Annotated in this window: 23 protein-coding genes and 2 pseudogenes; 12 read left to right on the top strand and 13 right to left on the bottom strand. The window is 70.4% G+C overall.

The genetic code is table 11. From position 1 onward, the window contains the following. Nucleotides 1-224 precede the first annotated feature (224 nt). Both phaZ and ABS78_RS17740 read right to left on the bottom strand, forming a co-directional pair. Entirely contained in the window at nt 225-1,541 is a 1,317-nt protein-coding gene (gene phaZ, locus ABS78_RS17745) for a polyhydroxyalkanoate depolymerase (protein WP_293382408.1), read from the bottom strand. 86 nt (nt 1,542-1,627) lie between these two features. After that, complete coding sequence (locus tag ABS78_RS17740) at nt 1,628-2,239, bottom strand: SCO family protein (RefSeq protein ID WP_293382405.1); 612 nt, start codon at nt 2,237-2,239, stop codon at nt 1,628-1,630. Nucleotides 2,240-2,289: 50 nt separating this feature from the next. Here ABS78_RS17740 and ABS78_RS17735 point away from each other — a divergent pair, with 50 nt between their 5' ends. The 3 genes from ABS78_RS17735 (at nt 2,290) to ABS78_RS17725 (ending at nt 5,019) form a co-directional block, all read left to right on the top strand. Next, complete coding sequence (locus ABS78_RS17735) at nt 2,290-3,645, top strand: ActS/PrrB/RegB family redox-sensitive histidine kinase (RefSeq protein ID WP_293382402.1); 1,356 nt, start codon at nt 2,290-2,292, stop codon at nt 3,643-3,645. A 75-nt stretch (nt 3,646-3,720) separates the two neighbouring features. Next, nucleotides 3,721-4,278, top strand: coding sequence for an ActR/PrrA/RegA family redox response regulator transcription factor (locus ABS78_RS17730; RefSeq protein WP_293382399.1), 558 nt, complete (start codon nt 3,721-3,723; stop codon nt 4,276-4,278). Nucleotides 4,279-4,362: 84 nt separating this feature from the next. Beyond that, the gene (locus ABS78_RS17725) at nt 4,363-5,019 is read left to right on the top strand and encodes an HAD family phosphatase (protein WP_293382396.1); all 657 of its coding nucleotides are present in this window, start codon (nt 4,363-4,365) and stop codon (nt 5,017-5,019) included. A 34-nt stretch (nt 5,020-5,053) separates the two neighbouring features. Here the strand turns inward: ABS78_RS17725 and ABS78_RS17720 are convergent, their stop codons facing one another. Beyond that, complete coding sequence (locus ABS78_RS17720) at nt 5,054-5,950, bottom strand: protease modulator HflC (protein WP_293382393.1); 897 nt, start codon at nt 5,948-5,950, stop codon at nt 5,054-5,056. Then, nucleotides 5,947-7,107, bottom strand: coding sequence for an FtsH protease activity modulator HflK (gene hflK / locus ABS78_RS17715; protein ID WP_293382390.1), 1,161 nt, complete (start codon nt 7,105-7,107; stop codon nt 5,947-5,949). The genes ABS78_RS17720 and hflK overlap by 4 nt, the downstream gene beginning before the upstream one ends. Nucleotides 7,108-7,297: 190 nt before the next feature. Between hflK and ABS78_RS17710 the strand changes: the two are divergent. Further along, nucleotides 7,298-7,396, top strand: a pseudogene (locus tag ABS78_RS17710) (P-loop NTPase); the annotation flags it as partial. Then, a pseudogene (locus ABS78_RS17705) lies at nt 7,373-8,381 on the top strand (Mrp/NBP35 family ATP-binding protein). The pseudogenes ABS78_RS17710 and ABS78_RS17705, both read left to right, overlap by 24 nt. A gap of 35 nt (nt 8,382-8,416) precedes the next feature. Here ABS78_RS17705 and ABS78_RS17700 read toward each other — a convergent pair. The 6 genes from ABS78_RS17700 to ABS78_RS17675 form a co-directional block, all read right to left on the bottom strand. Next, nucleotides 8,417-9,832, bottom strand: a complete 1,416-nt coding sequence (locus tag ABS78_RS17700; protein ID WP_293382387.1) for an MFS transporter — start codon at nt 9,830-9,832, stop codon at nt 8,417-8,419. Nucleotides 9,833-9,888: 56 nt separating this feature from the next. Further along, nucleotides 9,889-11,319, bottom strand: a complete 1,431-nt coding sequence (locus ABS78_RS17695) for an MFS transporter (RefSeq protein WP_293382384.1) — start codon at nt 11,317-11,319, stop codon at nt 9,889-9,891. Nucleotides 11,320-11,524: 205 nt separating this feature from the next. Next, nucleotides 11,525-12,430: an SDR family NAD(P)-dependent oxidoreductase gene (locus ABS78_RS17690; protein WP_293382381.1), complete on the bottom strand. Its 906-nt coding sequence runs from the start codon at nt 12,428-12,430 to the stop codon at nt 11,525-11,527. A 100-nt stretch (nt 12,431-12,530) separates the two neighbouring features. Next, complete coding sequence (locus tag ABS78_RS17685) at nt 12,531-13,502, bottom strand: HlyD family efflux transporter periplasmic adaptor subunit (RefSeq protein ID WP_293382378.1); 972 nt, start codon at nt 13,500-13,502, stop codon at nt 12,531-12,533. 1 nt (nt 13,503) lies between these two features. Beyond that, entirely contained in the window at nt 13,504-14,259 is a 756-nt protein-coding gene (locus ABS78_RS17680; protein WP_293382375.1) for an ABC transporter ATP-binding protein, read from the bottom strand. Then, on the bottom strand, nt 14,256-15,398 hold the full coding sequence (locus ABS78_RS17675) for an FtsX-like permease family protein (RefSeq protein WP_293382372.1): 1,143 nt from the start codon (nt 15,396-15,398) through the stop codon (nt 14,256-14,258). Before ABS78_RS17675 ends, ABS78_RS17680 begins: the two co-directional genes overlap by 4 nt. A 484-nt stretch (nt 15,399-15,882) precedes the next feature. Between ABS78_RS17675 and nhaA the strand changes: the two genes are divergently transcribed. Continuing rightward, nucleotides 15,883-17,103, top strand: coding sequence for a Na+/H+ antiporter NhaA (gene nhaA, locus ABS78_RS17670; protein WP_293382369.1), 1,221 nt, complete (start codon nt 15,883-15,885; stop codon nt 17,101-17,103). 45 nt (nt 17,104-17,148) lie between these two features. Here nhaA and ABS78_RS17665 read toward each other — a convergent pair whose 3' ends face one another. Next, nucleotides 17,149-17,931 carry a class II aldolase/adducin family protein gene (locus tag ABS78_RS17665; RefSeq protein ID WP_293382366.1) on the bottom strand — a complete coding sequence of 261 codons (783 nt, stop codon included), beginning with the start codon at nt 17,929-17,931 and terminating at the stop codon, nt 17,149-17,151. Nucleotides 17,932-18,028: 97 nt separating this feature from the next. Between ABS78_RS17665 and ABS78_RS17660 the strand changes: the two genes are divergently transcribed. The 6 genes from ABS78_RS17660 (at nt 18,029) to ABS78_RS17635 (ending at nt 23,925) form a co-directional block, all read left to right on the top strand. Next, nucleotides 18,029-18,682: a Crp/Fnr family transcriptional regulator gene (locus tag ABS78_RS17660; protein WP_293382338.1), complete on the top strand. Its 654-nt coding sequence runs from the start codon at nt 18,029-18,031 to the stop codon at nt 18,680-18,682. Between the two features lie 240 nt (nt 18,683-18,922). After that, nucleotides 18,923-19,843, top strand: coding sequence for a TauD/TfdA family dioxygenase (locus tag ABS78_RS17655; RefSeq protein ID WP_293382335.1), 921 nt, complete (start codon nt 18,923-18,925; stop codon nt 19,841-19,843). Next, nucleotides 19,840-20,901: a DMT family transporter gene (locus tag ABS78_RS17650; RefSeq protein WP_293382420.1), complete on the top strand. Its 1,062-nt coding sequence runs from the start codon at nt 19,840-19,842 to the stop codon at nt 20,899-20,901. The genes ABS78_RS17655 and ABS78_RS17650 overlap by 4 nt, the downstream gene beginning before the upstream one ends. A gap of 100 nt (nt 20,902-21,001) precedes the next feature. Beyond that, nucleotides 21,002-22,285 (top strand): nucleoside transporter C-terminal domain-containing protein, encoded by a 1,284-nt coding sequence (locus ABS78_RS17645; protein ID WP_293382332.1) that lies wholly within the window; start codon nt 21,002-21,004, stop codon nt 22,283-22,285. 77 nt (nt 22,286-22,362) lie between these two features. After that, entirely contained in the window at nt 22,363-22,995 is a 633-nt protein-coding gene (locus ABS78_RS17640; protein WP_293382329.1) for a glutathione S-transferase family protein, read from the top strand. A gap of 186 nt (nt 22,996-23,181) precedes the next feature. After that, on the top strand, nt 23,182-23,925 hold the full coding sequence (locus tag ABS78_RS17635) for an alpha/beta hydrolase (protein WP_293382417.1): 744 nt from the start codon (nt 23,182-23,184) through the stop codon (nt 23,923-23,925). Here the strand turns inward: ABS78_RS17635 and ABS78_RS17630 are convergent. After that, nucleotides 23,922-24,788, bottom strand: coding sequence for an SDR family NAD(P)-dependent oxidoreductase (locus ABS78_RS17630; RefSeq protein WP_293382326.1), 867 nt, complete (start codon nt 24,786-24,788; stop codon nt 23,922-23,924). The genes ABS78_RS17635 and ABS78_RS17630 overlap by 4 nt on opposite strands. A gap of 12 nt (nt 24,789-24,800) precedes the next feature. Then, nucleotides 24,801-25,670: a UTP--glucose-1-phosphate uridylyltransferase gene (locus ABS78_RS17625; RefSeq protein ID WP_293382323.1), complete on the bottom strand. Its 870-nt coding sequence runs from the start codon at nt 25,668-25,670 to the stop codon at nt 24,801-24,803. Between the last annotated feature and the right edge of the window lie 6 nt (nt 25,671-25,676).

Raw genomic sequence — 25,676 nt, 5'->3', positions numbered from 1 at the left:
GTCCGGTCCAGGCGCAGCGAGACGCGGCGGGCGCGGCGGTTCACCTTCAGACGCACCGATGCGCCGGCCACATCGAAGCGGTCGCCGTCGGCCAGGGCGGGTCGGCCCAGGAAATTCATCGCGCCAGACTCATCGGCGAAGAATCTAGGGGCTTCGAGGAGGTTCGCGAAGGGGGCGGAGCCGTTCGTGCGCGAAGGCCGGTTCGCGCGCGGAGACCGGGGACCTCAGGCCTTGGCGCCCTTCGACCGCATGGGCACCACCTCGGCGGAACGGGGCCTCTCGCGCAGACGCGGGATGTCGTGCTCCATGCGGCGTACGAAGGCGCGCACGCGGGGATAGATCTCCTCGCGGAACCGCTTGCCGTTGAAGACGCCGTAGTGGCCCACGTGCGGCTGGATGTAGTCCTCCTTCAGCTCGACCGGCAGGCCGAGGCAGAGGCGGTGGGCGGCCTGGGTCTGGCCGATGCCCGAGATGTCGTCGTTCTCGCCCTCGACGGTGAGCAGGCCGATGTCGGTGATCCGCTCGGGGCGCACCCGGCGACCGCGGTGGACCAACTCGCCCTTGGGCAGCAGGTAGCGCTGGAACACCACGTCGATGGTCTGGAGGTAGAACTCCTCGGTCAGGTCGAGGACCGAGAGGTATTCGTCGTAGAATTCGAGGTGCTTCTCGGCGCTGTCGCCGTCGCCGGCCATGAGCTGGGCCAGGTAGCGGCGGTGCGCTTCCTGGTGCTTGTCGAGGTTCATCGACATGAAGCTGGCGAGCTGGACGAAGCCCGGATACACGCGCCGGCCCGCGCCCAGATAGGGCGGCGGCACGTTGTAGATCATGTTGGTCTCGAACCACGCGAAGGGCCGGTCCTCGGCCAGCTTGTTGGTGACCGTCGGCGACAGGCGCGCATCGATCGGCGAGCCCATGAAGGTCATGGAGGCGGGCCGGCACTCGTCCTTGTCCTCGGCCATCAGGGCGGCGGCGGCCAGGACGGGCGGCCCCGGCTGGCACACCGCGACCACGTGCGGGCGCGGGCCGAGCTGGCGCAGCATCTCGCGGATGTGGTCGATATAGTCGTGGAAGTCGAAGCGGCCCTCGACGATCGGAACGTCGCGGGCGTTGGTCCATTCGGTGATGAACACCTCGTGGTCCTGGAGGAAGGCCTCGACGGTGCCGCGCAACAGGGTGGCGTAGTGGCCGCTGAGCGGGGCGGCGATCAGCACCGCGGGCTCCAGCTCGGTCTTGCCGGCGCGGCGCAGGTCGCTCATGTCGCGCGCGAAGTGGGTGAGCTTGCACCACGGCGTCGACCAGACCGTCTGTGGCCGCACGCGCACGGCGCGGCCGTTGACGGTCACCTGGTCGATCATCCAGTCGGGCCGGCCGTAGCGGCGCGTGAGGTTCGCGAAGAGATCCGAGGTGGCGTAGAGGCGGCGGCCGAGATCGGTGGCCGCGGCCGGGTTGAGCGGCGAACTCCAGAAATCGCGCGCGGCGAGCGCGCCCCACCGCATGGGGGAGGCGGCGTAGTAGCCGGCTTCATAAAGGGCGTAGAGCATTCGGACCCCGCGTTTGTGCGCTGCAGCATAACATGCGGGGAGTTAACGGGGTCCGCAAGGCTCCGTTGCGTCAGGCCGCAGGCGCGTCAGCAGCTTTCGGCGCCGGCGCCCTGTTTCACGGCGGCCTTGATCTTCTCCGCCGTCTGTTCGGGCGTCAGTTCGTAGGGCAGGACGCACACGTAGCGGCCACGCGGGCTCATCAGGTAGCTGTAGGCGGCGTGGTTGACCGTGTAGGCGTCGCCTTCGCCGGACTTCTGGTAGAAGACCCGATAGGCCTTGGCCGCGGCGGCCACCTGCTCGGGCGTGCCGGTGAGACCGACGACGTTCCTGGGGAAGGCGTCGTTCTCGACGTACTGCTTCATCTGGGCGGGCGTGTCGCGCTCGGGGTCCACCGAGATCAGGACGGACTGGAAATCCTTGGCCGCGGCGCCCAGCATCGGTTCGACCTGGCCCAGCTTGAACATGGTCGTCGGGCAGATGTCGGGACAGTGGGTGAACCCGAAGAAGACAACGCTCCACTTGCCCTTCAGCACTTCCTGGTTGACCGTACGCCCAGAGGTGTCGACCAGTTCGAAGGGGCCGCCGACGAGCGCGGCCTGGGGTTCCGACCCCAGAATTCCCCTGCGGACGGCGAGGCCGGTGAGGATCGCAAGTGCGAGCGCCAGGATCGCGATGAGCGCCAGGATACGCCTGGACATGGGAGCCTTCCCTTCTGGCGGCGGCCGAGCCGCCGGACGAGGCTGAGGGCGTGAGCGACGCCGCCCTTACGGCCGCGCGCTTCGATAAGGGCGCCGGCGACGACGCGCAAGACGTGTGGGATTCCGCCGAGATCCGGCGAGGGCACCTGCGGGTGCGAACGCTGGTCACGCTGCGCTGGGTGGTGATCGCCGGCCAGGCGCTGCTGCTGCTGGCGATGGGCTTCGGGCTGGGCCATCAGGCGCCGTACCTGGCCTGCGCCCTGGTGGTGGCGGTGGGGGCGGCCGTGAACGGCCTGACGGCGCTCTCCTCGCCGCTGCAGCGGGTGATGGGCGACCGCGAGGCGGTGGCGCACCTCTCGCTGGACATCCTCCAGATGTCGGCGCTGCTGGCCCTGATCGGCGGGACGGCCAATCCGTTCATACTCATCCTGATCGCGCCGCCCACGCTGGCGGCCGCGACGCTGCCGCTGCGGCCGGTCTGGGCCCTCAGCCTGTTGGCGGGCGCGGCCTCGATCGTGCTGGCCCTCATCTCGCTGCCCTATCCGTCGGCCCAGCCCGAACCGCGGCTGACGCTGGAGTTCCGGCTGGTGGCGGGACTGGCCAACGTGGCCGGGATCGCCCTGGTGGCCAGCTATGTCCGCCAGTCGGTGGCCGAGGCCTCGCGCATGGCGCTGGCCCTGGACGTGACCCAGAAGGTGCTGGCGCGCGAACAGCGGCTGTCGGCCCTGGGGGCGCTGGCGGCGGCGGCGGCGCACGAGCTGGGCACGCCGCTGGCGACCATATCCATCGTGGCCAAGGAGATGTCGCGCGAAGCGGCCACGCCCAGCGTCAAGGAGGACGCCGACCTGCTGATCGCCCAGGCCGAGCGGTGCCGCGAGATCCTGCGCCGGCTGGCCGCGACGCCCGACGCGGCTTCGGACGAGGTCCATGAGCGGCTGTCGCTGCGCCAGCTGGTGCAGGAGGTGATCGAGCCCCACGCCAACGCCAGCAAGGAGGTGCGGGTCGAGGCCATCGTCACCGGCGCCAAGGACGTGAAGACCCCCGACATCCGCCGCCTGCCCGAGATCACCCACGCGTTCACGACATTCGTCGAGAACGCGGTGGACTTCGCCCGCTCCGAGATCCTGGTCTCGGCGCGCTTCGACGCCGACAGCGTGACCATCGAGGTGCGGGACGACGGGCCGGGCTTCGCACCCGAGATCCTGGCCAAGCTGGGCGAGCCCTATGTCACCAGCCGCCCCGGCGCGGAAGGTTCGCGCACCGGGCACATCGGAATGGGCCTGGGATTCTTCATTTCGAAGACGCTCCTGGAACGAACGGGGGCGGTCGTGGCGTTCCACAATGCGAAGCCGCGAGGCGCGGTCGTGTCGGCGCGCTGGCCTCGCGCCTTGGTTGAGGCTGTTTGATCTGCTCGCAGTACGGCTTGCAGAAACCGCCCGAGCTGCGACATTCTGCCGCAAGTCAGAGGAAGGGACGCCCGCATGACCGACCTGTCCGCCGAAGTCGCCGCCCTGCCCGACAGGAGCCTGCTGGTGCTGGACGACGACGCGCCGCTCCGGACCCGCCTGGGCCGGGCCCTGGAGCAGCGCGGTTTCGAGCCGACGCTGGTCGGCAGCGTCCAGGAGGCGGTCGCCGCCGTGCGGGCGAAGCCGCCGGCCTACGCCGTCCTGGACATGCGCCTGGAGGACGGCTCGGGGCTGAAGGTGGTGGAGGCGGTGCGCGACGCCCGCCCGGACGCCAAGATCATCATGCTCACCGGCTACGGCAACATCGCGACGGCGGTGCAGGCGGTGAAGGCGGGCGCGGTGGACTACCTGTCCAAGCCAGCCGACGCCGACGACGTGGTGCGGGCCCTGCTGGCACGGGGCGACGATGCGCCGGCGCCGCCCGAGAACCCCATGAGCGCGGATCGGGTGCGCTGGGAGCACATCCAGCGGGTCTACGAACTCTGCAACCACAACGTCTCGGAGACGGCGCGCCGCCTGAACATGCACCGCCGGACGCTGCAACGCATCCTGGCCAAGCGCGCGCCGCGGTAGCCCCGTCCGGAAGGGCCTGAGGGACAGCCTGAAAGCAGGGCCGGGCCGGCTTCATCTCGGGCCCTGAGTCGGCTAGATCGGCGCATGGCCCTTCCCCGCCCGCCGAAAGCCGTCGTCTTCGACATGGACGGCCTGCTCGTGGACACCGAGACGGTGGTCTTCCGCGCCATGCAGCGGGCCGCGGGTCTGATCGGCGGCGAGATGCCGTTCGCCACCTTCCAGCGCATGGTGGGCCTCCAGCATGCGGCCAGCGACCTGATCCTGGTGGAGCACTTCGGCGCGGGCTTCGACCTGGACGCCTGGTCGCTCGCGGTCAGCGGCCATTTCCGCGAGGAACTCGCCGCCGGCATCGCGCTGAAGGCCGGGGCCGCCGAGATCCTGGACGCCCTGGACGACATCGGCATGCCGCGCGCCATCGCCACCTCGTCCAGCCTGGAGAGCGTGCGCGCGAGCCTCGGGCCTCACAGCCTGGTGGACCGCTTCCACGCGCTGATCACCCGCGACGTCCAGACGAACGGCAAGCCGCATCCCGAACCGTTCCTGAAGGCGGCCCACGCCCTGGGCGTGGACCCGGCCGACTGCCTGGCGCTGGAGGACAGCCACAACGGCGTCCGCGCCGCCGCCGCGGCCGGCATGATGACCGTGATGGTCCCCGACATGCTGGACCCGACCGAGGAGATGCACACCCTCTGCGTCCGCATCGCCCGCGACCTGCATGAGGTGCGGGGCTGGCTGGGCTGACGGCCCCGCCCGCGGTGCGGACGGGACATCGACGCTATCGCGACCCCGCCGTCGGCCCGCGCTCGAAGTAGCGGAAGAAGGCGCTGTCGGGCGACAGGACCATGGTGGTCTGGCCGTCGGCGAAGCTCTGCTCGTAGGCCTGCATCGAGCGGAAGAAGGCCGCGAACGACGCATCCTTGCCGAAGCTGTTGGCGAAGATCCGGGTCCGCTGGGCGTCGCCCTCACCCGTCACCTTGCCAGCCTCCTCGCGCGCGGTCGCCAGGGTGACCGAGACCTCGCGGTCGGCCTCGGCGATGATCTCGCGCTTGCGCTGTTCGCCCTCGGCGCGGGTCTCGGCGGCATATTGCTGGCGGGAGGTCTGCATGCGGCGCAAAACGTTGGTGCGGTTCTCATCAGGCAGGTCGGCCCGCTTGATACGCACGTCAATGACCTCGATGCCCAGCCGCGAGGCCTGGGCGCGCTGCGCCATGTCGGCTCGGGCCTTCTGCATGAGTTGCGTCCGCTGACCGGAGACGATGTCGGTCTGGCTGGCCGAACCCAACACCTGGCGGAGGGACGAGTTGAGCAGGCGGGCCAGCCGGTCGGCGGCCGTCGCCTCGTCGCGAAGGCTGCGATAGAACTGCAGCGGATCCGAGATCCGGTAACGGAGGAAGGCGTCCACGACCAGACGCTGCTGGCCAGACGTGATGATCTCCTCTTGCTGGGCTTCGAGCGCAATGTTCCGCCGGTCCAGCTTGATGACTTGTTCGATGAACGGGACCTTGAGCTTCAGCCCCGCGCCCGGCGAGGCGGGTGAGTTCACCACACGGGCTGGGTCGCCAAAGCGCACGACGATGGCCTGCTCGCGCTGGTCTACGATGTAGAACGTTTGGAAGATCAGCGTGAGGACGAGTGCGGCGACGACGCCGATCGCGATCTGGCGGGGGGTCATTGCGCGGCCCTTCCTTGCGCGGGCGCGGCGGCTTCGGCCTCGACCCGGGGCTGCGGCGCCGCCGGTTGGGTCCTCGGCCGGAAGACGTCTGGCGGGAGGATGATCGGCGCCGATGCGCCCTGGGAATCCACGATCACCTTGTTGGACGATTGCAGGATGCGCTGCATGGTCTCGATGTAGAGCCGGTCGCGGGTCACGCCCGGGGCGCGGCGATACTCGGTGTAGATCTGATCGAACCGCGCAGCTTCACCCGCCGCCTCGCGGACGGCCTGTTCGCGATAGGCCTGGGCCGCCTGTGTGATGCGCGCGGCGTCACCCTTGGCTTCGTTGATGACCCGGTTGCGATAGGTGTTGGCTTCGTTGATGGCCGACTCGGCGTCCTGGGCGGCGCTCTGCACGTCGCGGAACGCGGCGAGCACTTCGGCCGGGGGGTTGGCGGCGCGGATCTGGACTTCGACCACGCTGATGCCGGCGCCCCAGGAATCCAGCGTGCGCTGCATCAGGTCGCGGGTCTGCTGCTGCACCTCGCCGCGGCCGGTGGAGATGATCGGCTGGAGCTGGGTGCGACCCACCACCTCGCGGATCGCGCTTTCGGCCACGGCCTTGACTGCGGCGTCGGGTTCGCGCGTGGCGAACAGATAGCGGGGGGCGTCGGCCACTCGCCAGATGACGCTGAAGTCGATGTCGATGATCTGTTCGTCGCCCGTGAGCATCTGGCCCTCGGCGCTTCCCTCGGAACCCGAGCCGCCCACGTCGGTGCGCTTCAGGCTGGTCACCTGGACCTTCTCGACGCGCTCGATGGGCGTGGGCAGATGGTACCTCAGGCCCGACGCCTCGGTCCGCGAATAGGCGCCGAAGGTGAGGACCACGGCGCGCTCGTTCGGCTGCACGACGTAGAAGCCCGAGGCCGCCCAGAGGGCCACCACCACGCCGGCGCCGATGGCGATCACGCGGCGATTCGGCGGGCCGCCGCCAGCGCCACCGCCGCCCAGCAGATCGCGGACGCGGCGGCTGATGTCCTCGAAGCCGGCGTTGAAGTCGGGGCCGCCCGGCCGGCGCGGTCCGCCGCCGGAAGGTCGTCGCGGTTGGTCCCGCTTGTCGTCTCCGCCCGAGGGCGAACCCCATGGGCCGGGGTTGGCGTTGTCGTTCCAGGGCATCAGGCGATTTTCGCGGTGTTCAAGCGGGACCCTCTGTCCAGTCCATTTCACCCTGTTCCATAAAGCCCCTGACGGGCTTGTAAACCGGCGCGGTCAGCCGGATATGAGTTCCACACCCCATCAAGGCAAGACAAAGCGGCATGAGCGACGTCCCCGACCGGACCGCGATCCTCCAGGCCCTGGACGCCATAGCGGCAAGGGCGGGGTGGGCAAGTCGACGGTCTCGGTGAACCTGGCGGCCGCCCTGGCGCGGCTGGGGCGGCGCGTGGGCCTGCTCGACGCCGACATCGACCTCTACCGCCCGGTCCGCGACCGGGCCGAGGAGGTGCTGGCCGAGACCGACGGGGTCGAGGCCGCCCAGGTCGTGCTGACCACCGAGATCCAGGCGCCTTCCGCGCCGCAGCTCAAGGTCACGCCGCGCCGTGCGCCGCCGGCCGCAGGACAGGGGGGCGGCCAGGGGGGCGGCCAGGGCGGCGGGCGCGCCCGGGTGGTCGAGGACCCCCAGGCCCGGCTCCAGCCCATGGTCGACGCCCAGCCCCTGCCGCACGTGCGCCGGAAGCGGCAAGGGCGGGGTGGGCAAGTCGACGGTCTCGGTGAACCTGGCGGCCGCCCTGGCGCGGCTGGGGCGGCGCGTGGGCCTGCTCGACGCCGACATCTACGGACCTTCCGCACCCACCATGTTCGGGATCGAGGGCGAACCCACCTTCGACGCCGACAAGCGCCTGAACCCCATGGAGGCCTGGGGGGTGAAGGTCATGTCCATCGGCTTCATCGTCGAGCCCGGCACGGCCAACATCTGGCGCGGGCCGATGGCGTCCTCGGCGCTGCGCAGCCTGATGAACGCCAACTGGGGAACCGAGGGCGAGCCGCTGGACGTGCTGGTCATCGACCTGCCGCCCGGCACCGGCGACATCCAGCTCACCCTGGTCCAGAAGCTGAAGATCGACGGCGTCGTCATCGTCTCCACTCCGCAGGAGATCGCTCTGGTCGACGCCCGCCGCGCCGCCACCATGTTCGACAAGACCGGCGCGCCGATCCTGGGCGTCGTCGAGAACATGGCCTGGTTCGCCGACAGCTCGGGGGCGAAGGTTCCGATCTTCGGCTCGGGCGGCGCGCGCGCCGAGGCGGGGCGGCTGGGGGTTCCCCTGCTGGCCGAGATTCCGATCGAGCTGGCGCTGCGCGAAGCCTGCGACGCCGGGCGGCCGCTGGTGGCGACGGTCGAGGACGGCCCTGCCGTCCGCGCGTTCCTGGACCTGGCCAAGGCGGTGGGCTGATCGCCTGCCGCTTCGGCGGGGGAGGTAAGACGCTCTCAGTCGCGTCGGGGCGGGGGATTCTCCTCGCCGGTCAGGCTCTCCAGGCCTGCGGCGGCGTTCAGGGCGGCGTCGCGCGCCTCGAGCTGGCGACGCGTCTCGGCGGCCCGCGCGGGCGTCAGGCCGTAGCCCAGCAGCACCATCGCGCCCAGGGCGACGAACGCCAGCGGCCCGGCCAGGAAGACCAGCATCAGGGACTGGATCGCCTCGGGCGAGTTGTCGGATGCCAGCTTGGGATCGTAGCCCGTCGCGCTGAGCACCAGGAACGTGAGCCAGATCCCGACGCCGGCGGCGATCTTGTTGGTGAGCGTGGTGAGCGCGAAGAGCAGGCCGCCGCGCTCCTTCCCCTGCTTGAGCCGCATCTCGTCGGCCACGTCGGCGGTCATGGCGCGCGTGAGCACGTTGAACCCGCTGGCCATGAAGCCGGTCAGGAACATGGTGGGCACGGCGGCCAGCACCACGCCCTTCGGCAGCAGGGGCAGGGTCAGGACGAACAGGGAGTAGGCCACGGCCGAGGCGATCACCGTGCGGTGCTTGCTGATCCGGGTGGCCAGCCACGCCAGGGTGGGTGCGCCCACGATGCCGGCGACGATATAGACCAGCAGCAGGACGTTCGCCTGGCCCGAGGTGAAGCCCATGTAGTCGCGCGAATAGAAGAGGTAGAGCGCCGCCATCCAGCCCGGCCCCATCCCGAGCGCCAGGTCGGCGACGATGATCCGGAACATGTTCCGGTCGAGCACGAGATCGGCGTAGTCGCGGAGGCGGAAGCGGGCGCCGGGCGTCTCGCGCATCACCGTCTCGGGCGTGAACCAGACCACGATCAGCACGGCGACCGGCGTGAGGGCGATCAGGTACCAGATCATGGCGCGCACGCTGACGCGCTCGGAATGGCCCATCTGCTCCATGACGATGGGGATGAGCAGCACGCTCACCGCGCCGACCACGCCGACCGCGGTCATGACGCCGAAGAGGCGGGCCCGGTCGTCGTAGCTCTTGGCGAGGGTCGAGGCCCAGGCGGCGTGCGACAGCAGCAGGACGGAGTAGCCGAGGTACATGACCAGCAGCCAGGCCACCAGGCCCGCGATCCCCACGCTGGCGTCGGCCTGCAGCAGCATGAAGAGCCCGATCATCATGAATGGGGCGCCCAGCAGGGTCCAGAAGCGGTATCGGCCCCAGCGGGTGGTCGTACGGTCCATGGCCACGCCGAGGACGGGCTCGATCGGCACGTCGATCATCCGCACGAGGCCGAACGCGGCGCCCACGACCGCCAGTTCGAGTCCGATCGTGGACGCGAAATAGGCCGGCAGGTGGACCGAGACCGCCAGGCCCAGGGCCTGGAGCGGCAGACTGGTCGCGGCGAAGGCCAGCGCGATGGCGAGGGGCAGGCGGGCGTCGCGTCCGAATCTGGCGTTCAAGCGGCTTTCCTCCCGGCGGGGCCGCCTCTGACGGACGGCCTCCGCGTGTGTTCGCGTCAGGGCTTCTCGGGCGGCTCCCGGTGGGCGATGTCCGTGCCGGTCAGGGACTCCATCGCCGCGGCCGGATCGACCAGAGCGTCCTTCTCGTCCAGCAGGCGGCGGATCTCGGCGTGGCGCTCGGCGGTCAGCCGGTAGCCGAAGAAGCAGGCGCCGGCGATCATCACGAACACGATCGGGCCGAGGATGTAGGCCAGCTCGAGGCCGAAGATCGCTTCCGCCGTATTCGTTGCGCCCTCCTGCGCCTGGTAGCCGACGGCCGCCAGCACGTTGAAGGTCAGGAAGATCGCGCCCGCCGTCGCCAGCTTCGAGGTGGCGGTGGTCATGGCGTACATCAGGCCCATCCACTCACGCCCGCTGTCCAGCCGGATCTCGTCGGCGATGTCGGCGGTGATGGCGCGGATCAGCACGGTGAAGCCCGCCGCCATGGCGCCCAGCAGGAACATGCCGGGGGCGAAGATGAAGAAGTTCCCGGCCGGCAGGAACGGCACCGTGATCAGGCCCAGCGAATAGATGGTGGTCGTCACCATCAGCGCGCGATGCTTGCTGAGCCGGTTGGCCAGCCAGGCGGCGAACGGTGCGCCCGCGAAGCCCGCGGCGATGTAGATCATCAGCAGCAGGTTGGCCGAGGCGATGGTGAAGCCGCGGCTGTCGGTGAAGTAGAACAGGTACATCGAGGCCATCCAGCCCGGCCCCAGGGTGACGAACAGGTCCGCCGCCAGCAGGCGCAGGATGTTGGGCCGCGTCAGCAGGCTCCAGTAGTCCTTCAGGCCGAAGGTGGAGCCGTGGTCCTTCGAGATCACCTCCGGCGATGCGAAGATGACCAGCAGGGACGTGACGGCCGTCGAGCCGATGATGAACCAGATCATCGCCCGCACGCTCTCGGCGTCGGAGGCGCCCACGTACTCGGTCATGACCACGGGAATCAGCAGCACGCCCATCGCGCCGATCACGCCCAGGCCGGTAATCGCGCCAAACACGCGGTTGCGCTGTTCGTAGGTAGGGGCCAGGCGGCCCGCCCAGGCGAGGTGCGAGAGGTAGACGCCGGAATAGCCGACATACATCACCAGCAGCCAGCCGATCAGGTAGCCCTGGCCCACGCCTTCCGGCGAGATCATGAGCATGTACATCGCCAGCATGAGCACCGGCGCGCCCAGGGCCAGCCAGACGCGGTAGCGGCCGAATCGGGTGCGCGTGCGGTCCATCGCCAGGCCCAGGCCGGCGTCCAGCGGGATGTCGACGAAGCGCACCAGGGCGAAGGCGCCGCCCACCACGGCCAGCGACAGGCCCAGGTGGCTGGCGAAATAGCGGGGCAGGTGGACCGTGATCGCCAGGACCAGGGCGGCGATGGGGATACTGGCGCTGGCGAAGACCATGACGGCCGGGAGCGACAATTGTCCGGACCCGGACGTCATCTGACTTTGCGACACCGAGCGCTTCTCCTCCGCTGGCGCCTCTCATGGGCGCGCGGCGTAGGTTACGCGCGTTCACCAACCCTCGCGCAAGCGGATTCGGATTACAGTTCTGAAAGGGGGCCGTGCGTCGCCGCACGGCCCCCCGTCAATACGCTCGATGTCTCTGCGCTCGATGTCGGTTGCGCCGAACGGGACGTCGGCGGCGCATCGGCGGGACGGATCAGCCGCCCTGCAGCTTGCGGAAGAACTTGCCGGTCTGCTCGCCGCCGTTGAGATAGGCCTGCTGACCCGCCGGATCGGCGATCCTGGCCCAGTTGTCGCGAACGGCTTCAACCGTCGCGCCGGCGCCGATGGCGACGCCTTCGGTCTCGACGATCCGCGACAGGGCGAAGGCGCCCGCGCCTGCGGTGAGGATCGCGCCCGTGGGGGCTTCCTCCGAGCAAAGGAACACCACGCCCGGCGTCACGAGCTCGGGCTTGAGCTGGTTCAGCACCTCGGCGGGCATGCCCAGGTTCTCGGTCATCCGGGTGGCGGCCACCGGGCTGATGGCGTTGACGTGGATGTTGTTCTTCTGGCCTTCGAGCTTCAGCGTGTTCATGAAGCCGATGACGCCCAGCTTGGCCGCGCCGTAGTTCGACTGGCCGAAGTTGCCGTACAGGCCGGACGACGAGGTGGTCACGACGATGCGGCCGTAGTTCTGGGCCCGCATGATCTCCCAGACGGCCTTGGCCGGCTTCACCGTGCCCATCAGGTGCACGTCGACCACGACCGAGAAGTCCGCGATCTCCATCTTGGCGAAGGTCTTGTCGCGCAGGATGCCGGCGTTGGCGACGAGGATGTCGATGCGGCCCCAGGCGTCCATCGCGTCCTTGACCATCCGGGCCACGCCGGCGTCGTCGGTGACCGAGGACCCGTTGGCGATGGCTTCGCCGCCGGCGGCCTTGATCTCGTCAACGACCTTGTTGGCCGCATCCGAGCCGCCGCCCGAGCCGTCCATGGAGCCGCCCAGGTCGTTGACGACCACCTTGGCGCCGCGTCGGGCCAGTTCCAGGGCGTGCTGTCGGCCCAGGCCGCCGCCCGCGCCGGTCACGATCGCCACCTTGCCGTCGAAGCGGATGTCCGCCATGTCGTGTTCCTTCCTCAGGACCTGTCGCAAAATTCGGCGCGCGTTGTGCGGCGCACACGCCGGGGCGTCAAGCCGACGAGGAGCAGGGCGGATGTGGCGCTCAGCTCTCCGGGGTCGCCTCTGGGCCCTGCGCCTGCTGCTGGCGGAGGAACTTCACCAGGATGCGCTGGCCGATCAGGAAGGGCGCGCCGGTGGAGTCGACCACCACCTCGACCACCCGGTCGTCGGTGCGTTCCGTCGGATCGTCGGACTGGAGCTTGCGGGCGCCGAAGACGGCCGCGCGGCGCAGCACCTTGCCGGAATAGACCTTCGACGGATCGCTCTCGGGCGACATCTGGACGGCCTGGCCGATCGCCACGTGGCTCAGCGACCCTTCGGCGATCTCGGCCCGGACGATCCGGCCCGCCTGGGGCTCGAGGTCGAACATGTTCGAGACGTTCAGCGTCGAGGCTCCCGCGCCCGGGTTGGCGTAGCGGCGCACGATCCGGCCGTCGGCGGGGGCGCGGATGATCGACAGCTCCTGATCGTAACGGGCCTCGCTGAACCGCGCCTCCTGGGTGGCCACGACGGCCTGCTGGGCGAGGATGCGGGCTTCGGCCTCGCGCACGGCGTCGCGGGCCTGGTCCAGCTTCTGGGCGGCCACGAAGTTGGACGGCGCCAGGCCTTCCAGCCGCCGCTGTTCGCGCTGGGCGGCCGAGAGCTGCACCTGCAGCAGGGCGAGGGAGGCGCGCGCCTGGCGCACCTCGGCCGAGGCCCGGTGGGCGGCCAGCCTGGGCTCGTCGTCCTCCAGCCGGGCCAGGACCTGGCCCCGGGTCACGTCGTCGCCCTCCTGGACCAGCACCTCGGCGATGACCCCGGCGCGCCGGGCGGCCACCTGGATGATCCCGCCCTCCACGTCGGCCTTGCCGTTGGCGATGGCGGCGTAGGGGCTGGGCTTCACCTCGGCGGCCGCCTTGGCGGCGGCGGCCTTCTTCGCCTGGGACTGGCCGTTCAGCACGACGAAGCCCCCGCCGCCCAGCACCAGGACGGCGGCCAGGATCCAGACAAAGCGGTTCTTCAACAGGGCGGGCATCTCAGGCTCCGATGAACTCGGGGTGTCGGGGGCGGAGGACTTCGGGCGCGCCCGGCGACGGCGCCGTGCGCCGGTCGTCCAGGATGCGGCCGTCCTCCAGGTGGATGACGCGGTCGGCGAAGGCTTCCAGGCGCGGGTCGTGGGTGACGCAGATCACCGCCGCGCCGTGCGCCTTGGCCGCGCGCTGGATCAGCCGGATCACCACCTGGCCGTTCTCGCCGTCCAGCGCGCTGGTGGGCTCGTCGGCGAACAGCAGCTGCGGCGCCTTGGCCAGGGCGCGGGCGATGGCCACGCGCTGCTTCTCGCCGCCCGAAAGCTCGGCCGGGCGCTGGTTCAGGCGCGCGCCGAGGCCCACCTCGTCCAGCGCCGCCGCGGCCCGCTCGCGCGCCTCGCGCTTCGCCACGCCCTGATACTTCAGGATGATCTCGACCTGCTGGAGAGCGGTCAGCGCCGAGAACAGGTTGAAGCCCTGGAAGATGAAGCCGCAGTGGTCCAGCCGGAACCGGTCGGCGCGGCCGCCGCGCATGGACCAGATGTCCTCGCCCAGCGAGGTCACGCTCCCCTCGTCGGGCTTCAGGAGGCCCGAGAGCGCGGCCACGAGGGTGGATTTGCCGGAGCCCGACGGCCCCATGACCATCGTCACCTCGCCGTGGGCCGCGTCGAAGTCGACGCGCTTCAGCACCTCGATGTGGCTGCGGCCGGTCTTGAACCGCTTGTACAGGCCCTGGGCCACGATCGCCGATTGTCCGCTCTTCATCGCAGCAGGTCCGCGGGCTGGCTCTTCTTCAGGACGCCGAGGGCCAGCAGGCCCGACGCCGCCGAGATCACGAGCAGGAGGATGGCGACGCCGATCACCCACGGGACGGGGAAGCCCATCGGCAGGCCGCCGCTGGTCGCCAGAAGATAGACGCCGAAGGTGAAGAGGGCGGTCGCGCCCAGGCCCACCAGCCCGACCCACACCGACAGCTCCATGACGATGAGCCGCAGCGAGCCCATGCCCACGCCCAGGGCGCGCAGGGAGGCGAACTCCTTGATCGAGGACAGGATGGCGCCCCGCAGGGTCTGGGACGTGATCCCGACCCCGATCAGGAACCCCAGGAAGACCGAGAAGCCCAGGAGCATGCCGATGATCTGTTCCTTCATGAGCGCGCCCTCGTTGGCCTCGGACAGCTCGGCGCGGGTCCAGGCTCGGTAGGCGCCGTTGGCGGTGGCGTTGAGCTGGTCGCGTACGATCGCCGCCCGGGCCGGGTCGGCCAGGCGGATCATGAGCGGGCCGGTCTTGCCGTCCTTGGGGAGCATCCCCATCAGCCGCATCGTGTCGCGCGACATGGTCACCGAGGCGTTGTTCACGTCGGGATAGCCGTCCAGGAGGGCGCGCACCCGCACCGTCTTGCCGTTCAGCGACGCGGAGTCGCCCAGCTTCACGCCGAGGCGGGCGAGCTGGCTGCGGTCTATGGCCACGGCGTACGGCTCCATCAGCGCCAGCCGTGTCGCCTCGGTGTAGTCGACCGGCAGCGTGACCGCGCCCGGCCGGGTGTCCACCATGTTGACCTGGACGAAGGTCGTCACGGCCTTGCGTCCGTCGGTGGGACGGTTGATCCAGCGGGCGCCCGCACCGCCCATGGCGGCGACCTCGACCACCTCGGGATGCATGTAGAACTGGGGCTGGAGGCGTTCGGGCAGGGAGCCGCCGCCCGAGTTGATCAGGCTCTCCATCCTGGCCGGCAGGACCATGATGTCGGCGCGGCTGCGCTCGATGGTGGCCGTCGCGCCCTTCACGATGCCGGTGAACATGCCCACCTGGGCCAGGATCAACAGGCCCGAGAAGGCCAGCGCCACGACCGCGGCCGTGTAGCGTCGCCACTCGTAGAACAGTGTCGCCAGCGCCAGAGACATGGGATTCGACAGCCCTCACCTTCGAGCGCGGGTGTCGCCGTCTCCCCGGGACCGGGCCAGTTAAATCCCCGTAAGGCGGGGCCGGGAGCGATGCGCCGCGACGCGCTCACCCCCAAGGAGCCCCGAGGGGCTGGAGGCGGATGCGGTCGGGCCGATTAAACCTTCGTAATGCGGGCTTTGGACTCGATCATCTGCGGGGTGAACGGGGAGAGGCCACGCGGCGTCCCTGGCTCCCGCCTACGAACGGCCACCCACGCTGTCGAGGGACGTCTCACGCGCGAGTCCTTTCATCGGGGGATTGCGTGGCCGGAACTGATGGGGACCCTTGAACCGCCTCAACCCCGGGCGTATTTTCCGGCGCAGAGATCAGGCTGGAGTTTCGTCTCCATGCCGGGCCGGCGCCCTCGGACGAGCAGGCGAATCCGGTCCGACGCCCGTCGATAACCTGGCGTCGCGAACCCATCCCGTTTCCGCGGAGGCTTTCGTGACCCGTCGTTTCACGCTCGATTTCCTGAAGACCGAAACCGCCTCGGGCCTGGCCCTGGGCCTGGCCGCCCTGGCCGCCCTCGTCTGCGCCAACGCGCCCTGGAGCGCCGACTACTTCTATTGGCTGAAGAGCATCCACGGACTGGAGATCGGCCCCTTGCGGCTCGAACTGACCGTCTCGGAGTGGATCAAGGACGGCCTGATGGCCGTGTTCTTCCTCGTCGTCGGCCTGGAGATCAAATACGAGATCCTGCGCGGCGAACTCCGCGATCCGCGCCGCCTCGCCACGCCGATCCTGGCCGCCCTCGGCGGCATGATCGGGCCGGCGGTGGTCTACCTGGGATTGTCGGGCCTGATCGGCGCGCCGCACGCCGGCTGGCCGATCCCGCTGGCCACCGACATCGCCTTCGCGCTCGCGATCTTCGCCCTGGTGGGACGCGGCCTGCCGCCGTCGCTGCGGGTGTTCCTGCTTACCCTCGCCATCGTCGACGACCTGGGCGCCATCGTCCTGATCGCGCTGCTGTTCAGCGAGGGGGTGGCCTGGTCGCCCCTGATCGCCGCCGCGGCCCTGATGGCGGTCATGGCCGTCGTCGGGCATCGCGTCCGGCTCACGGCGCCGATCTGGAGCCTGGGCTTCGCGGCGGTCTGGTGGCTCACGGTCCAGGCGGGCCTCAGCACGTCGCTGACCGCCGTGGCCTTCGCGGCCATCGTGCCCGTCGAGCCACGCCGCGACACCGGCCAGAGCCCGCTCAAGGAGGCGATGCACGACCTGCACCCGTACAACGCCTTCCTGGTCCTGCCCCTGTTCGCCTTCGCCAAGGCCGGCGTCTCGTTCGCCGGGCTGTCGATCGGCCAGATGCTGTCGCCCCTGGTGCTGGCCATCGCGCTGGGACTCTTCCTGGGCAAGCAGGCGGGAGTCCTGGCCGCGGCCTGGCTGGCCTCGGCCCTGCGCATCGGGACGCGGCCCACGGGCGCCACCTGGCTCCAGCTCTACGGCGTGTCGATCCTGTGCGGGGTCGGCTTCACCATGAGCCTGTTCATCGGAGCCCTGGCCTTCCCGGGCGCGGTGGATTCGCCCGAGCAGGTCGCCGTGAAGCTGGGGGTTCTCGGAGGGTCGATCCTGTCGGCCGTCGCGTCGGCGGTCGTACTGGCCGTGGCCGCGCGCGGACAACGGCAGGCGCGCGCGCCTGCCGCCGAGCCGGGGTCTCCCGCCACCTGAACAGAAGAGCCGCGGGCGCGGCCGGGTGCGCCCGGCCCGATGGGCTCAGTCGCGGAAACTCGGGTCCATCCGGTCCAGCTTCCGAAGCAGCGCGGGCCAGGCCAGGCCCTCCGCCAGACGCTTCATTCCCGGCCCGCTCGTCTGGGTCTCGACCTTCTCGGCGACGCCCTGGGGCGGGTTGTAGAGGCCGTCCCGGCCCGCGGTCAGCATCATCACCTGCGCCTCGCAGGCGCGCTCCAGGTAGTACATGCGCAGGAACGCCTGTGCGACGGTCTCGCCCACCGTCAGGGTGCCGTGATTGCGCAGGATCATGGCGTTCTTGGTTCCCAGGTCCGCCACCAGCCGCTCGCGCTCGTCCAGGTCGGTCGCGATGCCTTCGAAGTCGTGATAGGCGACGTCGTGGCGCGCGATCATCGCCGTCTGGGTGTGGGGCATCAGGCCTTCGGCCATGGCCGACACCGCCTGGCCGTGCGGCGTGTGCAGGTGCATCACCGCATGCGCGTCGTCGCGGCCCATGTGGATAGCGGAATGGATCACGAAGCCGGCCTTGTTCACCGGCTGGCGCATTTCCATGACCCGGTCGCCGTGCACATCGATCTTCACCAGCGACGAGGCGGTGATTTCGTCGAACATGTGCGTGTACGGATTGATCAGGAAGTGGTGCTCGGGGCCCGGCACGCGCGCGGAGAGGTGGGTGAAGATCAGGTCGTCCCAGCCGTAGTGGGCCACCAGCCGGTAGGCGGCGGCCAGGTCGACGCGCAGGGCCCACTCTTCCTCCGACACCTGATCGCGGATCGAGGGGGCGTCGGTCTTCAGCGCGGTCAGCATGCGGAACTCCTGCGTGTGTTCCTCGTATTGTGGCACGGACGTCGGTCGATAATTGTCGCCGATTTGACAATTCGGCGGCGGCGTCGATGATCCGCCCATGTCGGCCGCGATGACGATCTCCGACCCCTGGTTCGCCAGCCTGCAGCCGGGCCGCCGTCAGGCGTTGCTCGACCGGGCCCGTTCCAGCAGCGCCCCGACCGGCGCGCGGGTCTATGGCGTGGGCGATCCTCCGGACGGTCTCTGGGCGGTGGCGGGCGGCGAAGTCCGACTGCTGTCGTATCCGGCGGTGGGCATGGAGTCGGTGGCCATGATCCTGGCTCCCGGCGCCTGGTTCGGCGAACTGTCGGTCCTGGACGGCGGGCCGCGCCCGCACGACGCCGTCGTGGTCCGCCCTGCCGAGTTGCTGCATGTGCCGCTGGCGGCGTTCGAGCAGGTCGCCGCCGCCCATCCCCTGATCTACCGAGACCTCGGGCGTCTCGTCTGTTCGCGACAGCGTTCGGCGCTGACCTTCATGGGGCAGGCCATCGCCCAGCCGATCGCCGTGCGCCTGGCCCGCGTTCTGGCCGGCGCGGCGCGCGCGTCGGGCGGGGCCGAGGTTCAGGTGCGCCAGGAAGACCTCGCGGCCATGGTCGGCGTCTCGCGCCAGACGGCCAACAAGACGCTCCGGGCGTTCGAGCGCGCCGGCCTGATCGAACTGGCCTACGGGCGTATCACCGTGTGCGACCCCGAGCGCCTCCGCGCCGTGGCCTGAGATTCTCTCGCCGCCGATCGCACCCGTCGCGGTCGCGGTCCTGGACGGGGCCGGAGGGCCGCGTACCGCTGGCGCCGCGATCAGAATTTCTGGATATCAAAAATCTACTAAACCAATAGGAATTTAGTCCAACGATGTCGCGCCGCGGCGTCGCAGGGCGAGGGGCGCGGGCTGGCGGGCGCCGATCCTCGTCGAACGAGGCGCCGCTTCCGACCGCCGCCGTGACACAGGAGACGCGCCATGAGCGCCGACGGCTATCTCTTCCGCACGACCAAGCTCGACGTCGCCCCGGTGGGCGGACGCATCGGCGCCGAGGTGCGCGGCCTCACGCTGACGCCGGACCTCAACGAGGATCAGACCGCGGCGATCCTCGACGCCCTCTACCGCTACAAGGTCCTGTTCTTCCGCGACCAGCACCATCTCGACGACGCCTCCCAGGAGGCCTTCGCGGCCCGGCTCGGGCGGCCCGTGCCCCATCCCACCGTGCCGGTGCGCGACGGCTCGTCGTACGTGCTCGAACTGGACAGCGCCCACGGCGGCCGCGCGAATTCCTGGCACACCGACGTCACCTTCGTGCCCGACTATCCGGCCGCCTCGATCCTGCGCGCGGTGACCAGCCCGGCGAGCGGGGGCGACACCGTCTGGGCCGACGCCACCGCAGCCTACGCGCGCCTGCCCACGCCGCTGAAGCAATTGGTCGATCCGCTCCGGGCCATCCACACCAACGCCTACGACTACGCCGCCACGCGGGCGGACGTGGATCGCGTCCGCCTGGAGCGCCACCGCTCGGTCTTCGCCTCGACCGTCTTCGAGACCGAGCACCCCGTGGTCCGCATCCATCCCGTCACCGACGAGCCGACGCTGGTGCTCGGCCATTTCGTCAAGTCGTTCGTGGGGCTGTCCACGCGCGACAGCCAGGCTCTGCTCGCGCTGCTCCAGGATCATGTCACCCGGCTGGAGAACACGGTCCGCTGGCGCTGGCGCGAGGGCGACGTGGCCATCTGGGACAACCGCGCCACCCAGCACTACGCCGTGGACGACTATGGCGACCAGCGCCGGGTGATGCGGCGCGTCACCCTCGCCGGCGACGCGCCCGTGGGCCTGGACGGCCGGTCCAGCCGCGCGGTCCGGCCCGCGGCCCAGGACGCCGACACCGCCTGAACGGCGCGCATCGGGGCGGGTCCGCGCGCGGCGGGTTCCTCTGGCGGTCGGGCGACCGGCGCGGTATCTGGCCGGGCATCGCACCGCCGTCGCCCCGTTCCGATCACCCCGCCCCGCCGTCCCGCGGGCCCTTCGCCATACGCGGCGCGGCAGGCCAGGCCTATCTGCTTCTCGTCGTCACCACCCTGAGCTGGGGCGGCAACGCGGTGGTGAGCCGCGCCGCCGTGGGCGAGATCTCGCCCATGCTGCTCACCGCCGGGCGGTGGGCTCTGGTCCTCGCCATCCTGGCGGTCTTCGCGGGGCGGACCGTCCTGAGCCACGGCGCCGAGCTCAGGGCGCGGTGGCGGTCGATCCTGGCCCTCGGCGCCCTGGGCTTCACCGCCTTCAACGCGCTGATGTACGGGGCGGGGCACCTGACCAGCGCGGTCAATATCGCCCTTCTCCAGGGCGCCATCCCGATCTTCGTCATCGCCGGCGCGGCGATGTTCCAGGGGGCCGACATCCGGAGAGGCCAGGTCCTCGGTCTGGTGACGACCCTCGCCGGCGTGGCGCTGGTGGCGACCCAGGGCGACCCGGCGCAACTTCTCCGTTTCCGGTTCAATCCGGGTGATCTCCTGATGCTCGTCGCCTGCATCCTCTATGCCGGCTACACCCTGGCCCTGCGCGGCCAGCCGCCGGGCGGCGGCCTCTGGTTCTTCGCCGGGCTGGCGGCCGGCGCGTTCGTCACCTCGATCCCGCTCGCGGCCGTCGAAGCAGGCCTGGGCCGGTCCCTCGGCCCCACGCCGACGGGCTGGGCGATCCTGGCCTTCGTCGCCCTGGGCCCGTCCTTTCTGGCGCAGGTGTTCTACATGCGCGCGATCGGCCTCATCGGCGCGGCGCGCGCCGGGCTCTTCATCAACCTGGTGCCGGTCTTCGGCGCCCTGCTGGCCGTCGCGCTGCTGGGCGAGCCGTTCCATGCCTACCACGTCCTGGCGCTGAGCCTGGTCCTGGCGGGCGTCCTGGCTTCGGAGGCGTCGGCCCGGGCAGGCCGCACCGACGGCGAGCCGCCGCCGCGTTAGGCAGCCGCGTCCGCGGGCGGCCGACACCCTTGCGCTCGCCGCACTTTCGTCGTGGACTGGACGGTCTCAGGTCGCGGCTCGGCGGCCTCTCGGGGGATGCATGTTCGGACCGGAAAACGCCCAGAGCCTCGTCGGCGTGGCCCTGGTGCTCGGGGTGTGCTGGGCGATTTCGGAGAACCGCCGCCGGTTTCCCTGGAAGCTCGCCATCGGGGCGATCCTGGTCCAGGCGCTGCTGGTCCTGGCCCTGTTCGGTCTTCCGGCGCTCCGGGCCGGCCTGGGCGGTGTCGGCGTGGCGGTCGACGGTCTGGCCAGTTCGACCCAGGCGGGCGTGGCCTTCGTCTTCGGCTTCCTGGCCGGCACCCCGAACCAGCCCTACGAACTGACCGATCCGGGCGCCATGTTCGTGTTCGCCTTCCGGGTGCTGCCGGTGATCCTGGTGGTCTGCGCGCTCGCGGCGCTGCTCTGGCACTGGAAGATCCTGGTCTGGATCACCCAGGCGTTCGGGGTCGTTTTCGAGCGCACCATGGGGCTGCGCGGGCCACCCGCCCTGGCCACCGCCGCCACCGTCTTCATGGGACAGGTGGAGGGGCCGATCTTCATCCGCAGCTACCTGCCCAGCCTGTCGCGGTCCGAGCTGTTCATGCTGATCGCCGTGGGGATGGCCTGCGTCTCCGGCTCCACCATGGTGGCCTACGCGACCATCCTGGCCGACGTGCTGCCCAACGCCGCCGCCCATGTGCTGACGGCCTCCATCGTCTCGGCGCCGGCCGGCGTGCTGCTGGCCCGGATCATCGTGCCCCGTGACAACGCGGTGGAGCAGGCCCAGGCCTACGATCCCCTGGCGGCGAAGAAGTACGACAGCTCGATCGACGCCCTGATCAAGGGCACGACCGACGGGTTGCAGATCATGCTGAACGTGGGGGCGACGCTGATCGTCTTCGTGGCGTTGACCGCCATGGTCAACATGATCCTGGGCAGTTTCGGCGAGGTGGGCGGCGCGCCGCTGTCGGTGGAGCGCGGCCTGGGGATCCTCTTCGCGCCGCTGGCCTGGGCCATCGGCGTGCCGTGGCACGACGCGCCCCAGGCCGGCTCGCTGCTCGGCGTGAAGCTGGTGCTGACCGAGTTCACCGCCTTCATCACCATGGGCGGCATCCCGCTCGAGGACATGGCGCCGCGTAGCCGTGTGCTGATGACCTATGCGCTTTGCGGCTTCGCCAACATCGCCTCGGTGGGGATCAACCTGGCGGGCTACTCGGTGCTGGTGCCCGAGCGGCGCAACGAGATCGTGGGCATGGTGTGGAAGGCGATGATGGCCGGCTTCCTGGCCACGTGCCTCACCGCCTCGATCGTCGGCCTGCTGCCGGCCAGACTGTTCGGGGTCTGAGCCGATGGCTCCGCCTGCGCGGCGCACTTGCCTCACGTCTCGGGACGGGTCCTAGTCTCCGATCAGGAGAAGACCGAATGAAGATCTACGACACGCCGCTCGCGCCCAATCCCCGCCGTGTGCGCTGGGTCATGGCCGAGAAAGGGATCGACGACATCGAGGTCGTGACCCTCGACCTCATGGCGGGTCAGCACAAGACGCCCGACTACGTCGCCAAGGCCGGGCTTCCGAATGTGCCGATGCTGGAGATGGACGACGGGACCTGCATCACGGAATCGCTCGCCATCTGCCGCTACCTGGAAAGCCGCTACCCCGAGCCCAACCTCTTCGGCCGCACGCCCGAGGAGACGGCCGTCATCGAGATGTGGACGCGCCGCGCCGAGATGATGGTGGCCACCCCCATGATGGTCGGCGTCCGTCACACCCACCCCGCCATGGGCCGGCTGGAGCAGCAGGTCCAGGTCATCGGCGAGCATAATCTGGACGGGTGCCGGCGGGCGCTGAAGGTGCTGGACCGCCGCCTGGCGGAGGGCGAGTGGCTGGCCGCCGGCCGTCTGACCATCGCCGACATCGTGGCCTATATCGGCGTCGACTTCGGCCGGATGATCAAGTTCGCGTTGCCCGACGACCTGGCGCACGTGGCCCGCTGGGCCGAGTCCATGCGCGGCCGCCCGGCCGCCAGGGCGGGCATGCCTCAGAAGGCCGCCTGATGCGCCGTCGCGAGGCGCTGGCGCGGGCCGAGGCGCTGGGCCGCCGCGACCGGGAGGCTGCCGCCGGGCTCTCGTCGCCCTCGGCGGCGGGCTGACCGCGGAATTCCGGCCCGTCGGGCCCGTGTCGCCGTCGAGACCGTGGCGACAGGCCTGGACATGACGCTGGCGGACGCCGAAACGGAGGGCATGGAGACGCAGGGATATCTGCCACGGCCGGACGGCGAGCGCCTGGCCTGGAAGCGTGTGGACGGCGCGGGTCCGACGGTGGTCTGGCTGGGTGGCTTCATGTCGGACATGGCGGGAACCAAGGCCCAGGCCCTTGCCGACTGGGCGCTGGCGTCGGGCCGCGGCTATGTGCGGTTCGACTACCTGGGGCATGGCGAGTCCTCGGGGGCCTTCGTGGACGGCACGATCACGCGGTGGCGCGCCGACGCGCTGGCTGTCGTGGACGAACTGACGACGGGGGGCGTGGTTCTGGTGGGCTCGTCCATGGGCGGCTGGCTGGCCTGTCTGACCGCCCTGGCGCGGCCGGAGCGCGTGACGGGCATGGTGCTGATCGCGCCGGCGCCGGACTTCACCGAAAAGCTGATGGCGCCGGAAATCCCGCCCGAGGGCCGTGCGGCGCTGGCGGCCGAAGGCGTCTGGATGCGTCCCTCCGAGTATGGCGACCCCTATCCGATCCGGCGCACGCTGCTGGAGGACGGGGCGCGCTGGTCGATCCTGAACGGCCAGCCCATTCCGATCGCGACGCCCGTGCGGGTGCTCCAGGGCGGCCAGGACCCCGATGTGCCGTGGCGCCACGCGCTGGAGCTGGCCCAGGCGCTCAAGGGCGAGGACGTGGTCTTCACGCTGGTCCGGGACGGCGATCACCGCCTGTCGCGGCCCCAGGACATCGCCCGCCTGATCGCGGCGGTGGAAGAGGTGGTCTAAGGGCGCTTCTCCGTCTCGAAGATCGCGGCCAGACCCTCGCGGTAGGTCGGATAGGCCGGCCGCCAGCCGAGCTCGGCCTTGGCTAGGGCGTTCGAGACGCGCTTGCTCTCGGCGTAGAAGCGCATCGCCGTCGGAGAGAGGCCGGCGTCGGCCAGCGCCGTTTCCGGCGGCGGCGCCATACCCAGAAGCCCCGCGGCGTAGGCGATCACCTCACTGTTGGGGGCGGGCTCGTCGTCGCAGAGATTGTAGGCGGCGCCGGCGCGGGGGCGGGCGATCGACGCTTCCAGACCGGCCGCCAGATCCTCCACATGGATGCGGGAGAAAACCTGTCCCGGGGCCACGATGCGGCGCGCCTGGCCCGTCCGCAGCCGGTCGAAGGCGGAACGGCCCGGCCCGTAGATCCCCGGCAGGCGGAAGACGGTCACGGTCAGGCCCATGCCGCGCCCCACCTCGAGCCAGTCGCGTTCGGCGCCCACCCGCCGCGCCGCCTCGACCGACTGAGCGGCCAGCCGGCTGCGCTCGCTGACCCAGCCGCCCCGGCGGTCGCCGTAGACCCCGGTGGTGGAGAGGTAGCCCGTCCAGTCGGGAAAGGCGCCGGCCTCGGCCATCGGCCCGACCAGGGTGTTCAGCCCGGGGCATCCCTGCGGCCCCGGCGGCGCTGTGATCAGCAGGGCGCTGGACCGGCCGAGCGCCTCGGTGAGCGCGTCGCGGTCGGCGACGTCCAGGGGTTCGAACCCGTCGCCGGCGATGCGTCCCCGGCCTTCGGCGTTCCGATAGGTGGCGCTGGCGGCCCAGCCCCGGGCGGCCAGCCGAAGGGCCAGCGCCCGTCCCGAGAAGCCGTAGCCGAAGAGGAAGAGGCGCATCCGGACCCGCCGCTAAAGCAACTCTCCGATCGCCTTGCGGGCGGCGTCGCCCAGGTCGGGCCGCGCCAGGGCGAAGGCCACGTTGGCGCGCAGGAGACCGATCTTGTCGCCGCAGTCGTAGGTGGTCCCCTCGTATTCCAGGGCGTGGAAGGGCTGGGTCTTCATGAGGTTCACCATGCCGTCGGTGAGCTGGATTTCCCCGCCCGCGCCGCGTTCCTGCGTCTCCAGGATCCTGAAGATCTCGGGCTGGAGGATGTAGCGGCCCGAGATGAACAGGTTCGACGGCTCGGTCCCCGGCGGCGGCTTCTCGACCATGCCGACCATGCGGTTCAGGCGGCCGTCGCGCCCCTCCAGGGCGACGATCCCGTACTTGTGCGCCTCGCCCTCGGGAGCCGGCTCCACCACGACGACGTTGCCGCCGGTCTTCTCGTAGGCCTCGACGGCCTGGACCAGGGCGGGCGGGTCGGCCTGCATCAGCATGTCGGGCAGCATCACCGCGAAAGGCTCGTCGCCGACCACGTGGCGGGCGCACCAGACCGCGTGGCCCAGGCCCAGCGGCGCCATCTGGCGGATGAAGCTCATCTGGCCAGGCTCGGGCAGGTCGCGGCGCAGGTCCTCCAGGATGTCGATCTTGCCCTTGGCGGCCAGGGCCTGCTCGATCTCGGGGATGGCGTCGAAATAGTCCTCGATGGCGGCCTGGCCGCGGCCGACGATGAAGACCAGATGCTCGATTCCCGCCGCGCGGGCTTCCTCGACGATGTAGCTCAGGATGGGGCGGTCGACGACGTTCAGCAGGTTCTTCGGCGTGGTCTTGCCCGCCGGCAGTACGCGCGTGCCCAGGCCCGCCACCGGCAGCACCGCCTTCTTCACCTGCCTGTTCATCGATCC

It is taken from the genome of Phenylobacterium sp. SCN 70-31 (assembly GCF_001724605.1).
Lineage (GTDB): Bacteria > Pseudomonadota > Alphaproteobacteria > Caulobacterales > Caulobacteraceae > Phenylobacterium.
The sequence above is the reverse complement of the archived record's forward strand: the minus strand, read 5'-3'. Positions and strand labels throughout refer to the sequence as shown.